Source organism: Streptomyces sp. rh34, assembly GCF_002551245.1.
Classification (GTDB): domain Bacteria; phylum Actinomycetota; class Actinomycetes; order Streptomycetales; family Streptomycetaceae; genus Streptomyces.
In genome coordinates this window covers 1-12,364 of sequence record NZ_NTGZ01000215.1, presented here as the reverse complement: position 1 = coordinate 12,364, position 12,364 = coordinate 1, and the positions used below count along the sequence as shown (strand labels likewise).

The following is a 12,364-nucleotide window of genomic DNA, read 5'->3' as shown; positions in this document are numbered from 1 at the left end:
CTCCACGGTCGTCCAGCCCGGCGCCGTGCACAGCGGCCTGACCACCGACCCGGCCGGCGAGGTGGCACGGCTGCTCGACCTCCTCGTGCGCTGATCCACGCCCCGGCGGGACCGCGACGGCGCAGCGGCGGGCGCTGCCGCCCGGTGTGACGTGCGGCCCGCCGGGGCGTGCGCCGTTGACACCGGGTGCCAGGGCTTCTAGCGTCTCGTCTGCTGAAGGTACTAAGCGGTTGCTCAGTGATCGGGAGTCTTTCTGTCAGGGAAACGCCCCGACGTCCGCTGAGCCGCGATCCAAGGGCGAGGAGAACCAAGCATGTCCACCACCGAGCAGCGCGTCGCCATCGTGACGGGAGCGGCGCGGGGCATCGGCGCCGCCACCGCCGTACGTCTCGCGGCCGAGGGCCGTTCCGTCGCCGTACTCGATCTCGACGAGGCGGCCTGCAAGGAGACGGTCGAGAAGATCACCGCCGCCGGGGGCACCGCGCTCGCCGTCGGCTGCGACGTGTCGGACGCCGGTCAGGTGGAAGCCGCCGTCGCGCGGGTCGCCGCCGAGCTGGGCGCGCCGACGATCCTCGTGAACAACGCGGGCGTGCTCCGCGACAACCTGCTGTTCAAGATGAGCGAGTCGGACTGGGACCTCGTGATGAACGTGCACCTCAAGGGCGCGTTCCTGATGGCGAAGGCCGTCCAGGCCCACATGGTCGAGGCCAAGTTCGGCCGGATCGTCTCGCTCTCCTCCTCCTCGGCCCTCGGCAACCGGGGCCAGGCCAACTACTCCGCGGTCAAGGCGGGGCTCCAGGGCCTCACCAAGACGCTCGCCAAGGAGCTCGGCAAGTTCGGCGTCACCGCCAACGCCGTGGCGCCCGGCTTCATCGTCACGGAGATGACCGCGCAGACGGCCGCCCGCGTCGGCATGGGATTCGAGGAGTTCCAGGCGGCCGCCGCCACCCAGATCCCGGTCCAGCGCGTCGGCCGTCCCGAGGACGTCGCCAACGCCATCGCCTTCTTCGCGGGCGACGACGCGGGCTTCGTCTCCGGCCAGGTCATGTACGTGGCCGGCGGACCCCTCAACTGATCCGAAGGGCAGCGGACAACATGACGGTGCAGGACAGTGGAAAGGTCGCCCTCGTCACGGGCGCGAGCCGGGGCATCGGCTACGGGATCGCCGAGGCGCTCGTCGCCCGCGGCGACCGGGTGGCCATCACCGGACGGGGCGAGGACGCCCTGAAGGAAGCCGTCGAGCGGCTCGGCTCCGACCGGGTGATCGGCATCGCGGGCAAGGCGCACGACGAGGCGCACCAGGCCGTGGCGGTCGAGCGCACGATGGAGGCCTTCGGCCGGGTCGACCACCTGGTGAACAACGCCGGGACGAATCCGGTCTTCGGCCCCATGGCGGAGCTCGACCTGAACGTCGCCCGCAAGGTCTACGAGACCAATGTGATCTCGGCCCTGGGCTTCGCCCAGCAGACCTGGAAGGCCTGGCAGAAGGAGAACGGCGGGTCGATCGTGAACATCGCCTCGGTCGCCGGGGTCTCCGCCTCGCCGTTCATCGGCGCGTACGGCATGAGCAAGGCGGCGATGGTCAACCTGACCCTCCAGCTGGCGCACGAGTTCGCCCCGGTCGTCCGGGTCAACGCCATCGCCCCGGCCGTGGTCAAGACCAGGTTCGCGGAAGCCCTCTACGAGGGGCGCGAAGCGGAGGCGGCCGCCGCCTATCCTCTGGGCCGACTCGGCGTGCCCGAGGACATCGGCGGCGCGGCGGCCTTCCTCACCTCCGCCCAGTCCGACTGGATCACCGGACAGACCCTCGTGGTCGACGGGGGAATTTTCCTCAACGCCGGCGTGGGCTGAGAGCGGCCTGAACCGGTTTGGCCTTGATTGAGCCAAGTGCCCCGCCGGTCAGCGGATTGACCCGGCGGGGCGCTGCGGTATGGTCTGCCGACCCATGGCTGATCGAGGAGCGTGCACGTGTTCTACCGGGCCAGTCTGCAGGCTGCTGCAGCCCTAGCTTCCCTTTCTCTGCTGGCCGGCTGCGGTCTCTTTTCCGACAGCGGATCGGAAACGGATCAGAAGATAACCGTCGGGACGACCAGCTCCCCGTCCACACTCGATCCCGCGGCAGCCTGGGACGGTTCCTGGGAACTGATGCGGAACGTTTACCAGACCTTGGTGAGCTTTCCCTCAGGCACCACCAGCCCGGAGCCGGACGCGGCGAAATCCTGCAAGTTCACCGACGCCACGAGCATGGCGTACCGGTGCACGCTCAAGAAGAACCTCACGTTCTCCAACGGCGAGAAGCTCGACGCCGAGGCCGTGAAGTACTCCATCGACCGCATCGTGGACATCCACTTCAAGGGCGGCCCGGCCGGGATGCTCGACTCCCTGGACCGGATCGAGACCAAGGGCGACGACACCGTCGTCTTCCACCTGAACAAGTCCGACGCCACGTTCCCGTTCATCCTGGCCACGCCCGCCATGTCGCTCGTCGCTCCCGGCGACTACCGCAAGGACAAGATCCGCGACGACGGCAAGGTCACCGGTTCCGGCCCCTACCTCCTGGAGTCCTACAAGGACCGGGCCACCGCCGAGCTGAAGAGGAACCCGGACTACAAGGGCTTCGCCAACCGGAAGAACGACGCGGTCACCATCCGCTACTTCGAGAAGTCCGCCGACATGGTGAGCGCGCTCAAGGCGAAGGAGATCGACGCCACCTACCGGGGTCTGACCGCCGAGGAGGTCGTCAGCCTGGAGGACAACAAGGACGACAACGCCGGCCTCCAGATCGTCGAGAGCACCGGCGCGGACATCCGCTTCCTTGTCTTCAACCCGAAGGACCCGGCCGCCGCGAACCCTGCCGTCCGCAAGGCGATCGCCCACGTGGTGGACCGCGACGCCCTGGTCGCCAAGGTCTACCGGGGAACCGCCGAGCCGCTCTACTCCATGGTCCCCAAGGGCATCGCCGGCCACACCACGAGCTTCTTCGACACCTTCGGCGACCCGGACGTGAAGAAGGCGAAGAACATCCTCACCGGGGCCGGCATCACCAAACCCGTGAAGATGAAGTTCTGGTACACCACCGACCGGTACGGCTCCTCCACGGAGCCCGAGTTCGAGGAGCTCAAGCGGCAGCTGGAGGCCTCCGGGCTGTTCGAGATCACGCTGCAGGGCGAGCCCTGGACGGTCTTCCAGGAAGGCTTCAACAAGGGTGAGTACCCGGTCTTCGGCCGCGGCTGGTTCCCGGACTTCCCGGACCCCGACAACTTCATCGCGCCCTTCGTGGGCAAGGAGAGCGTCACCGGCACCCCGTACATCAACAAGGAGATCACCCAGCAGCTGATCCCCGCCTCGCGGCAGGAGAGCGACCGGGGCGCGGTCAGCAAGCAGTTCGAGCGGGCCCAGGAGATCCTTGTCGAGGACGTCCGCCTGCTGCCGCTGTGGCAGGGCAAGCTGTACGTCGCCGCGGGCGAGGACATCGGCGGCGGCGAGCGCGCACTCGACCCGCAGACCGTGATGCAGCTGTGGGAGCTGTACCGCAAGGCCAGCTGGTAGCAGCCGTACGGAAGAGGCTCCCCGGGTCCGTTGTCAGTGGCGCCCGGTAGGTTCTGGGATCAAGAACCTGTTGCTCACCGGAGGTTGTGGACGTGACCGATATCGACCTGCTGCCCGAGTCCTGGCGTGCCGTCCTCGGCGAAGAACTCCAGAAGCCGTACGTCAAGGAGTTGGCGGACTTCGTCGAGGAGGAGCGGACCAAGGGGCCCGTGTATCCGCCGCGCGAGCAGGTCTTCGCCGCCCTGGACGCCACGCCGTACGAGAAGGTGAAGGTCCTCGTCCTCGGCCAGGACCCCTATCACGGCGAGGGCCAGGGGCACGGGCTCTGCTTCTCCGTGCGTCCCGGTGTCAGGACACCGCCGTCGCTGCGCAACATCTACAAGGAGATGCAGCAGGAGCTCGGCTTGCCGATCCCGGACAACGGCTATCTGATGCCGTGGGCCGAGCAGGGCGTCCTCCTGCTCAACGCCGTGCTCACCGTCCGGGGTGGCGAGGCCAACTCCCACAAGAACAAGGGCTGGGAGAAGATCACCGACGCGGTGATCCGCGCCGTCGCCGACCGGCCCGACCCGGCGGTCTTCGTGCTCTGGGGCAACTACGCGCAGAAGAAGCTGCCCCTGATCGACGAGGAGCGCCACGTGGTGGTGAAGGGCGCGCACCCCTCGCCGCTGTCCGCCAAGAAGTTCTTCGGCTCCCGGCCCTTCACCCAGATCAACGAGGCCGTGGCCGCCCAGGGACACCAGCCGATCGACTGGCGGATCCCCGACCTCGGCTGACGGACCCCGGCTGACGGGCCCCGACGCCCGTGTCTGACCGGTTATGCGGAAGCCCGGCGTTAGCGTCGGACCGACGGCAACCGGCTGGACGGGCGACGAGGAGACCGCAGTGGTGGAGCAGCAGGAGGCGTCCGACGACGCCGTCATGACCAGGATCGGCCAGGCGATCATGCTGCTCCACGGAGGTGACAGGGAGGAAGCCCGCAACCGCTTCGGCGCGCTCTGGTCGGAGCTCGGAGCGGACGGCGACGCCCTGCACCGCTGCACCCTCGCGCACTACATGGCCGACACCCAGGACGACCCCGGCGACGAGCTGGCCTGGGACCTGCGCGCCCTGACGGCCGCAGAGGGGCTGAGAGCCGACGAGGGCCCGGGCGACGGCGAGGGGCCGGGCGGTACCGAGGGACGCGGCGGAGCCCGGGCGGCGGGCCGCCCGGACACCCCGGCCGTCCGGGCGTTCTACCCCTCGCTGCACCTCAACCTCGCGGCGGACTACCTCAAGCTCCAGCGCCCCGACTCGGCCCGAATCCACCTCCGGCGGGCCCGCGCCGCGGCCGAGTCGCTCGCGGACGACGGGTACGGCGGCGGGGTCCGCGCCGCCATCGACCGCCTGGAACTCCGCATGCGGGAGCAGTGAATCCCGGCGGGGCCGCGCGGGGCAGGAACATCAGCGGCCGTACGTCTCCGAGCAGATGCGGGACTCCGGGCTGCCCGCGGGCCAGCCGCCGTACCCCCGGCCGAGCGCGCAGACGTCCGCCCCGCCGCCGGGAGTACGGGACAGGGCGGGCACGGGGACGGACGGGACGCCCGGGACCCGGCGAGGCTCCCGGGACCCCGGCGGGTCCGCGTGATCCCGCGGTCGGGAGGCCCCCGCCGGCCCGGTGTGCCGGGAATCCGAAGGGGAGCCGGCGGCCGGGGGCACGGGGGAGGACGTCGGGGCCGCCGACGGGCTCGGGTCCGGCACGGCCTCCAAGGCCTCACGGGCGGGTGGCTGCACGATCTGCGGGGCCACGTCCTGGGCCGGCCCGGTGGCGCCCGGGTGCGGGGAGGGCAAGGCGCGGGGCTCCACCGCTACGCAGCCCGAGACGGCTGTGACCGCCAGCCCGATCAGGAGGCTCGCGGTTGTTCTGGTTCTCTGCACCCGACCACTCTGCGGTGCTGCCCGGCCTCCGGGGACCCGGTGGGCGGGGAATGGCCCGCACGAGTGACCCGGTCAGCGCGACGCCCGGACCGCGCCCGCCGGGGAGGCGGCCGTCAGTCGCCGGTGGCGCCGTCCACGCGCTCGCGCACCAGGTCGGCGTGGCCGTTGTGCCGCGCGTACTCCTCGATCATGTGCGTGTAGATCCAGCGCAGGTTGAAAGGCTCGCCCGCCGAGCCGACGCCCTTGGAGAAGTCGTCCAGGTGATACGCGGCGGCGTTCTTCCGGGCCGCCGCGACCTCCGCCCGCCAGGTGGCATCCGCCTCGGCCCAGGTGTCCGACTCCGTCACCTGCCACTCACCGTCGGGGGCCTCCTCGGTGCAGTAGAGGTCCGGCAGCTCCTCGCCCGCCAGCACCACACGGAACCAGCCGCGCTCCACCTCGGCCATGTGCCGCAGGAGACCGAGCAACGTGATAGTGGACGGCGGCACCGAGGCCTCGCGTACCTGGGCGTCCGTCAGTCCCGCGCACTTCATGGCCATGGTCGCGCGGTGGTAGTCGAGCCAGCCCTCCAGCATGGGGCGTTCGGCGGCGTCGAGAGCGGGTTCGGAGCGTTCCGGAAAAGTCATGGGCGCCATAGTGACTCATGATCATGGCCCTGGCCAGGGAATTCGTGAACCGACCGGCAGGAGGGCGCAGGGCGGTGGCGACGTATGCTGCCGGGGCGCGAACAGCCGCGCACAGCGGCGCGGCACGGCGACTAGGGAGACCTCGTGAAGATCGGTTGCATCGGGCTCGGCGACATCGCGCGGAAGGCGTACCTGCCGGTGCTCACCGCCGTACCGGGGGTCGAACTGCATCTGCAGACCCGCACCCCCGCCACGCTCCACGCGGTCGGCGACGCCCACCGCGTTCCGGCCGCCGGCCGTCACACGACGCTCGACTCCCTCCTCGCCGCGGGAGTGGACGCGGCGTTCGTGCACGCTCCGACCGCCGTGCACCCGCAGATCGTGGAACGCCTCCTCGAAGCCGGCGTCGCCACCTATGTCGACAAGCCGATCGCCTACGAGTACGCCGACTCCGAGCGGCTGGTGAACCTCGCCGAGGAACGCGGTGTCAGCCTCGCCGTCGGCTTCAACCGCCGCTTCGCCCCGGGCTACTCGCAGTGCGCGGAACACCCGCGCGAGCTCATCCTCATGCAGAAGAACCGGGTCGGACTGCCCGAGGACCCCCGGACGATGATCCTCGACGACTTCATCCACGTCGTCGACACCCTGCGCTTCCTGGCCCCGGGCGTCGTCGACCACACCACCGTGCGGGCCCGGATCGTGGACGGTCTGATGCACCACGTGGTCCTCCAGCTGTCCGGCGACGGATTCACCGCGATCGGCATGATGAACCGGTTGAACGGGTCGACCGAGGAGATCCTCGAAGTCTCCGGCCAGGACACCAAGCGGCAGGTCCTCAACCTCGCGGACGTCATCGACCACAAGGGCCAACCCAGTGTCCGGCGGCGTGGCGACTGGGTCCCCGTGGCCCGGCAGCGCGGCATCGAGAGCTGTGTTCACGCCTTCCTCGACGCCGTACGCGGGGGCGGGACGCTCAGCGCCCGGGATGCCCTGGCGACCCATGAGCTGTGCGAGCGGGTGGTCCGGGAGGCCCTGGAGCAGGCCTCCTGAGCGCCCGCAGCCCCTCGACCGTGCACAGCACGGCGAGCGCCGCCAGAGCCCCGTACACCGGCCAGTCGCCGAGCCGGCCGTAGAGCGTGCTCCCGCGCGCCAGCGGCAGGTCGAACACCTCTGTCGCGCTCGCGTCCGTGCCGAGCGGGCGGCCCACCCGCTCCCCCCGGGGCCCGTACGCCGCACTGATCCCGGTGAGCGTCGCGTGGACCGTCGGGCGGCCGTTCTCGGCGGCCCGCAGCGCTCCCAGCGAGGCGTGCTGGGCCGGGGCCCAGCTGTCCTGGAACGTCGAGGTGGCGGACTGGGCGACGATCACCTGCGCACCGTCGCGCACCAGCCGGCGGCTCATGTCGGGGAAGGCCGACTCGAAGCAGACGAGCGGACCGACCCGAAGCCCCCGCGCCCCGTCCGGCAGGGTCATCACCACCTGGCGGTCGCCGCGCAGCCGGTCCTCGCCCGCCGCCTTCCCCACGGACGTCGCCCACCCCAGCACGGAGCGGGCCGGGACGTACTCGCCGAACGGGACCAGACGCATCTTGTCGTAGCGGTCCCCGGTCGGCCCGTCGGGGCCCACGAGCACCGCCGACTTGAAGATCCCCGACCGCCCCGAGCCGTCCGTCTGCCGGGCGTCCACATTGACCAGCAGGTCCGCGCCGACCCGGCGGGACAGCTCCGCCAGCCGCCGCGCGGTTTCCGGGCGCTCCCACGCACCCGCACCGATACTGCTCTCGCCCCACACCACCAGGTCCACGCCCCGGCCCCGCAGCGAACGGGTCAGCTCCTCGCCCCGGTCGAAGCGGCGCGCGACGCTTCCCGGCCCCTCCACGACGCCCGGCTGCACGACGGCGATCCTGACCGTGCCGGTGCTCGTGGGCCGGGGCGCCCAGACCCACACCGCCGCGACGGACAGGGCGCACACCACCAGCAGGACGCCGGCCGTCGTCCGGGCCGCGCGGTCGGCGACCAGCAGCGCCGCGCCGGTGTTCACCGCGAGCACCACCAGGCTCACCAGCCACACCCCGCCCACCGAGGCGACCCGCAGGGCGGGGGCGACCTCCCACTGACTCGCGCCGAGGAGCCCCCAGGGCCCGCCGAGCCCTTCCCAGGACCGGACGAGCTCGATCATCAGCCACCCGCAGGGCACGACGACCACGGCGGCGACGGCACGCGACGCGGAGGGAGACCCGCCGAGCAGCCGGGACACCAGCACCCCCCAGGGGGCCCAGAGCACCCCCACCAGGGCGGCCAGCAGCACGATGAAGACATGGAGGCTCGGCATCAGCCAGTGGTGCACCGCGATGACGAACCCGATGCCGCCGATCCAGCCGTCCAGCGCGGCCCTGCGGGGCGAGTGCGCCGTGCGGATCAGCAGCAGCCAGGGGACCAGCGCCACGTAGGCGAACCACCAGAGTCCGGGCGCGGGAAAGGCGAGCGCGGGCAGCGCCCCGGCGAGCAGTGCCGCCGCGCCCCGGCCCCAGGGGGACGAGAGTGTTCCCGCGCCGGCGGAGCCCCGGCCGATCGCGAGACGCCCGCCCCGGATTCGCATGCCGTGCCCTCCTCGGTCGTGCGCGGGCGGGCGGTCGCCGTCAGCGCGTCAACCCCTGGATACCCAGTGTGGGGGAGTCGATCCCCGCCGGACACAGGACGCGGGCCGGGCGGGGCACGGCGGACGGAACCGATGCCCTTCGGGCGGTGACGGGCGGTGCGACGACGGGTCCTACACGCCCGGCGTCCGGCGCCACTTCTCATGAACGGTGACCGTATGGATGAGCCAGCCCGGTTCGGCGCGTCGCAGCTCGAAGGTGTAGCGGCCGCCGGTCACGAAGTCGGGCGTGGCGTCCTCCGCCTGCCCGGAATCCGCCCGGTCCGGCGCGTCCGCGTCCGAGCGGCCCGCCGTCTTCCGCGCCAGGCACATCGGATTGAGGTAGTCGGCCCGCACCTCGGCCCGGTCGCCCGTATAGCCGCCCAGATCCTCCAGCTCGATCCGGCGGTTGACGATCAGGTGCTGGCGTACCGGGAAGAGGCGCAGGGACTCCTCCAGCCACCGGGCGGTCTCGCCGGCCGGGCCCTCCACGCCTCCCGCGCCCCGGTAGTCCGCGCGGCCGTCCGGGGTGAACAGGGCGCCGTAGTCCGACCAGGCCCCGTCGTCGACGGCCACCGCATACCCGGTGATCACCTCATCGATGGCAAGCCGGTCCATCACGGTCGCGAGTGCCACACGCTGTGTCATCGGTCAAGTCTCCGCCAAGCCGCCCGCCGGGCCAAGGGGGCCGCACCGACGGACGCCCGCGGCGACTCGACAGAGCACGGGAGAACCGCTGAGCAGCCAGGGGGGAGGTGGCCCACCGGGGAGCGGGGGAGCGGCTCGCTCACCGGGAAACGGAGGAGCGGCTCAGCAGGGCACGACGGCGACCGGACCCAGCGCGTGCGTGACCGCCGTCTGCGCCACCGGGGACAGCCCGAGCCCGAGCGACTCGCCGCCCTTGCGGCGGCCGATCACCGTCAGGGCCGCCGTCGCCGACGCGGTCACCAGGGTGCGTGAGGCCGAACCGTTGACCGGTTCCCGGACGATCTCCACCTGCGGGTACTTCTCGTGCCACCCCGAGGTCAGCTCGGCCAGGGTCCGCGCGGCCGAGCCCGCCGCCTCCTGCCGGTCCAGGACGGGGCCGCCCGCGAGCATCGAGGAGAACATCGTCCAGCCGTGCACGATCCGCAGCCGGGCGCCCGGCCGGGAAGCCGCGGTGGCGAAGGCGAACTCCAGGACCGCCTCGCTGCTCTCGTCCGCGGCCACTCCCGCCACGATGTCGGTGAAGGCCCCCGCGTCCCCGGCCCGGTCGTCGTCCCCCTCCGGGCGGTCCTCCTGCACGACGACGACGGGACAGCTCGCCATCGACGCGGTGGCGAGGCTGTTGGAACCGACCATGAGCGAGCGGAAGCCGCCGAGCCCGCGCGATCCGACCACGATCATCGACGCGTCCCGGCCGAGCGAGACCAGGGCCGCCGACGGGAAGTCCAGCGGGGCCAGAGTCGAGGGCCGCAGCTCCGGAGCGATGGCCGCGCTCCGGCGCACGGACTCGGCCAGGAGGGTCTCCGCCTCACGCCGTCCGGTCTCCTCGTCCACCTGCCGGGTGAGCGGGCGGACGTGGACGATCAGCAGGGGCAGCCCCCGCCGCACGGCTTCGTGGGTGGCCCAGTCGAGCGCCTGCCGACTGTGCGTGGAGCCGTCGACTGCGGCGATCACGGGAAGATCGTTGGTGGTCATGCCTCCGAGCGTACGTCGCCGGGCGGACGGCTCTCACCGGTGGCAGCGGGCGACGCTCACCCGCGGTGGCGGACAGCCTCTCAGTCGTGGTTGTGGGTGGAGGAGGTGTCCTCCGGGGCTGTGCTGCGCCCACCGTCGCTGCCACTGGCCACGACGGCGATCAGAGCTGCCAGAACCGCCACCACGGAGAGCCTGCCGCCGACCCGCAGGGCCCACCCGGTGCGGGCGCCGGTGGTCGCTCCGGGCCGGCCGGGCAGCTTTTCGGACCGGCGGGCGGGCCGCGTCAGACGCAGGAGAAGCAGCGCGGCGATCGGGAGCTGGAGCAGCCAGACACTCGTGCGGAACCAGCCGTCGTACCAGACGTTGGTTCCGTACAGCAGGGTGTGCCAGACGCTGAGGACGTAGACGACGATCACGCAGCGGTGCAGTACCCGCCAGGTCTTGGGGCCGATGCGGTGGCGTACGTAGAAGAGCAGGCCGAGGGGGAGCGCGAGGTACAGGGCCGCCTGGCCGATGGGGATGGCGATCCGGCCGGTCCCCGAGTCGTATCCGCCGGGGACGAAGGCCTCCACGAAGGCGGTGGCGACCGCGGAGTTCCAGGACGCGGTGTCGTGGCGGACCAGTTCGGCCCCGAACAGCAGGGCGTGGGCCACGATCAGGGCGATGGTGTTGAGGCTCGTGGTGCGGTGCAGGCGTTCCAGCCGGGAGCCCGAAAGCGGCAGGCGGCCCGGCCGGGGGCCGGACAGCATCAGCCCGAGGATGACGGTTCCCCAGGCCCAGAGCAGGGCGGACCAGCCGAACGCCTGGCTGAGGAAGTACATCCAGAAGCCGCCCGCGTCGGCCATGAACGGCATCACGGTGACCGTGGACGAGGTCTTGTTGCGGATGCGTAGGTAGAGCAGGACGAAGATCGCCGCGGTGACGAGGAGCGCCACCAGGCCGTCGGGCCACGAGGCCCGCAGGTCGGAGCGGAGCGTCGGCCGTCTCGGCTCTCCCTGCCGCCGGGGGGCGGGGACGTGGCCGTCGTCCGGCGCGGCGCCGCAGGCGGCCGTGGCCTCGGCTTCAGGTTCGGTTCCGGTGGTCGGCGCGGCGCTTCCGGGCGTCTCGGCGGCCGCCGCCGGGTCGGGGGTGGGGAGTGGGTTCGTCATGCGGCCTCTTCGGGGCGGGGGCATCGGCTGGCGGGGGGCGGATGCGGCGGCCCCGGGCCACGAGGCATACGCAGACGCGTTGTTGGAGCAGTCGGCCGTGGCGAGGGAAAAGTTCCCGGCATCTGGATGTGACGTGGATCACACTGTGCTGTCGATGGGGCAAACGAGGCGAACTCCCGTTGTTTCGGCATCTGGTGCTCTTCTCTCCTGGGCGGGTGCGACTGGCACGATGGTTGCCATGGGGGCCGGAACCGCACTCCGACTCGGACGCACCGCGTTGTTCGCGGTGGTGTGCGTCGCCGTGTCCGGACTCGGCCACGCGTTGATGTCCGGCGCGCCCCTGCCTCTGTTCGTCCAGGCCGCCGCGCTGCTGCCGGTGTGCGGGGCGGGGTGGTGGCTCGCCGCGCGGGAGCGGAGCGCTCCGGTGACCGTGGCGGCCCATGTCCTGGGCCAGTTGGGGCTGCACGCCTTCTTCGCCTTCGCCGGGTCCTGGTTGCCGGCCGGCTTCGGCGCGCACCACTCGGGCGCCGGGCGCCGTGCGTCGGGCGCGATGAACCACTCCGCGCACGAGGTCCCGATCGGCGGCTCGTCGGACCTGATGGGGCTTCTGGCCGCCTTCGACGGGACGGCGTTCACCCTCGGCATGGCCGCCGCCCACGCGGTGGCCGGGCTGGTCTGCGGCTGGTGGCTGTGGCGCGGCGAGGTCGCCCTCGCCCGGCTGGGCCGCTGCCTGGTGCTGTTCGTCCGTGCCCCGCTGCGTACGGCCTGGCGGCTGTGGTCCGCGACGCCGCCCGTGCCCGCGCCGCCCGTCC

14 protein-coding genes are annotated in these 12,364 nt (G+C 71.9%); 8 read left to right on the top strand and 6 right to left on the bottom strand.

From position 1 onward, the window contains the following. The 6 genes from CR470_RS28930 to CR470_RS28905 form a co-directional block, all read left to right on the top strand. Positions 1-94: DUF3037 domain-containing protein (locus tag CR470_RS28930; protein WP_143663897.1), on the top strand; the 94-nt coding region annotated here is incomplete at its 5' end. Positions 95-313: 219 nt separating this feature from the next. Further along, positions 314-1,075 carry a 3-oxoacyl-ACP reductase FabG gene (gene fabG, locus CR470_RS28925; protein ID WP_097870451.1) on the top strand — a complete coding sequence of 254 codons (762 nt, stop codon included), beginning with the start codon at positions 314-316 and terminating at the stop codon, positions 1,073-1,075. 20 nt (positions 1,076-1,095) lie between these two features. After that, the gene (locus CR470_RS28920; RefSeq protein WP_097870450.1) at positions 1,096-1,851 is read left to right on the top strand and encodes an SDR family oxidoreductase; all 756 of its coding nucleotides are present in this window, start codon (positions 1,096-1,098) and stop codon (positions 1,849-1,851) included. A gap of 117 nt (positions 1,852-1,968) precedes the next feature. Beyond that, complete coding sequence (locus tag CR470_RS28915) at positions 1,969-3,549, top strand: ABC transporter substrate-binding protein (protein WP_097870449.1); 1,581 nt, start codon at positions 1,969-1,971, stop codon at positions 3,547-3,549. A 92-nt stretch (positions 3,550-3,641) separates the two neighbouring features. Next, positions 3,642-4,325: a uracil-DNA glycosylase gene (locus CR470_RS28910; protein ID WP_097870452.1), complete on the top strand. Its 684-nt coding sequence runs from the start codon at positions 3,642-3,644 to the stop codon at positions 4,323-4,325. Between the two features lie 109 nt (positions 4,326-4,434). Then, positions 4,435-4,962, top strand: a complete 528-nt coding sequence (locus tag CR470_RS28905; protein ID WP_097870448.1) for a hypothetical protein — start codon at positions 4,435-4,437, stop codon at positions 4,960-4,962. A 30-nt stretch (positions 4,963-4,992) separates the two neighbouring features. Here CR470_RS28905 and CR470_RS28900 read toward each other — a convergent pair whose 3' ends face one another. Together CR470_RS28900 and CR470_RS28895 are read right to left on the bottom strand one after the other, a co-directional pair. Beyond that, complete coding sequence (locus CR470_RS28900; RefSeq protein ID WP_097870447.1) at positions 4,993-5,466, bottom strand: hypothetical protein; 474 nt, start codon at positions 5,464-5,466, stop codon at positions 4,993-4,995. A gap of 113 nt (positions 5,467-5,579) precedes the next feature. Further along, entirely contained in the window at positions 5,580-6,101 is a 522-nt protein-coding gene (locus tag CR470_RS28895) for a DinB family protein (protein ID WP_373561450.1), read from the bottom strand. Between the two features lie 135 nt (positions 6,102-6,236). Here CR470_RS28895 and CR470_RS28890 point away from each other — a divergent pair, with 135 nt between their 5' ends. Beyond that, positions 6,237-7,142, top strand: a complete 906-nt coding sequence (locus tag CR470_RS28890) for a Gfo/Idh/MocA family protein (RefSeq protein ID WP_097870445.1) — start codon at positions 6,237-6,239, stop codon at positions 7,140-7,142. Here CR470_RS28890 and lnt read toward each other — a convergent pair. The 4 genes from lnt to CR470_RS28870 all read right to left on the bottom strand — a co-directional run bounded on the left by lnt (position 7,066) and on the right by CR470_RS28870 (position 11,552). Continuing rightward, positions 7,066-8,688 carry an apolipoprotein N-acyltransferase gene (gene lnt / locus CR470_RS28885; RefSeq protein ID WP_097870444.1) on the bottom strand — a complete coding sequence of 541 codons (1,623 nt, stop codon included), beginning with the start codon at positions 8,686-8,688 and terminating at the stop codon, positions 7,066-7,068. The genes CR470_RS28890 and lnt overlap by 77 nt on opposite strands. Before the next feature lie 171 nt (positions 8,689-8,859). Continuing rightward, complete coding sequence (locus CR470_RS28880; protein ID WP_097870443.1) at positions 8,860-9,372, bottom strand: nuclear transport factor 2 family protein; 513 nt, start codon at positions 9,370-9,372, stop codon at positions 8,860-8,862. Positions 9,373-9,534: 162 nt separating this feature from the next. After that, positions 9,535-10,404, bottom strand: coding sequence for a universal stress protein (locus CR470_RS28875; protein ID WP_097870442.1), 870 nt, complete (start codon positions 10,402-10,404; stop codon positions 9,535-9,537). A gap of 80 nt (positions 10,405-10,484) precedes the next feature. Continuing rightward, positions 10,485-11,552 carry a ferric reductase-like transmembrane domain-containing protein gene (locus CR470_RS28870; RefSeq protein WP_097870441.1) on the bottom strand — a complete coding sequence of 356 codons (1,068 nt, stop codon included), beginning with the start codon at positions 11,550-11,552 and terminating at the stop codon, positions 10,485-10,487. A gap of 238 nt (positions 11,553-11,790) precedes the next feature. On the opposite strand from CR470_RS28870, the gene CR470_RS28865 reads away from it, so the two are divergent. Next, positions 11,791-12,364, top strand: a 574-nt coding sequence (locus tag CR470_RS28865) for a hypothetical protein (RefSeq protein WP_107489510.1), incomplete at its 3' end; no start/stop codon positions are given.

Coding starts and splice junctions, on each gene's coding strand:
- CR470_RS28880 (WP_097870443.1), bottom strand. CDS start 9,372: ATGACACAGCGTGTGGCACTCGCGACCGTGATGGACCGGCTTGCCATC.
- fabG (WP_097870451.1), top strand. CDS start 314: ATGTCCACCACCGAGCAGCGCGTCGCCATCGTGACGGGAGCGGCGCGG.
- CR470_RS28875 (WP_097870442.1), bottom strand. CDS start 10,404: ATGACCACCAACGATCTTCCCGTGATCGCCGCAGTCGACGGCTCCACG.
- CR470_RS28895 (WP_373561450.1), bottom strand. CDS start 6,101: ATGGCGCCCATGACTTTTCCGGAACGCTCCGAACCCGCTCTCGACGCC.
- CR470_RS28870 (WP_097870441.1), bottom strand. CDS start 11,552: ATGACGAACCCACTCCCCACCCCCGACCCGGCGGCGGCCGCCGAGACG.
- lnt (WP_097870444.1), bottom strand. CDS start 8,688: ATGCGAATCCGGGGCGGGCGTCTCGCGATCGGCCGGGGCTCCGCCGGC.
- CR470_RS28920 (WP_097870450.1), top strand. CDS start 1,096: ATGACGGTGCAGGACAGTGGAAAGGTCGCCCTCGTCACGGGCGCGAGC.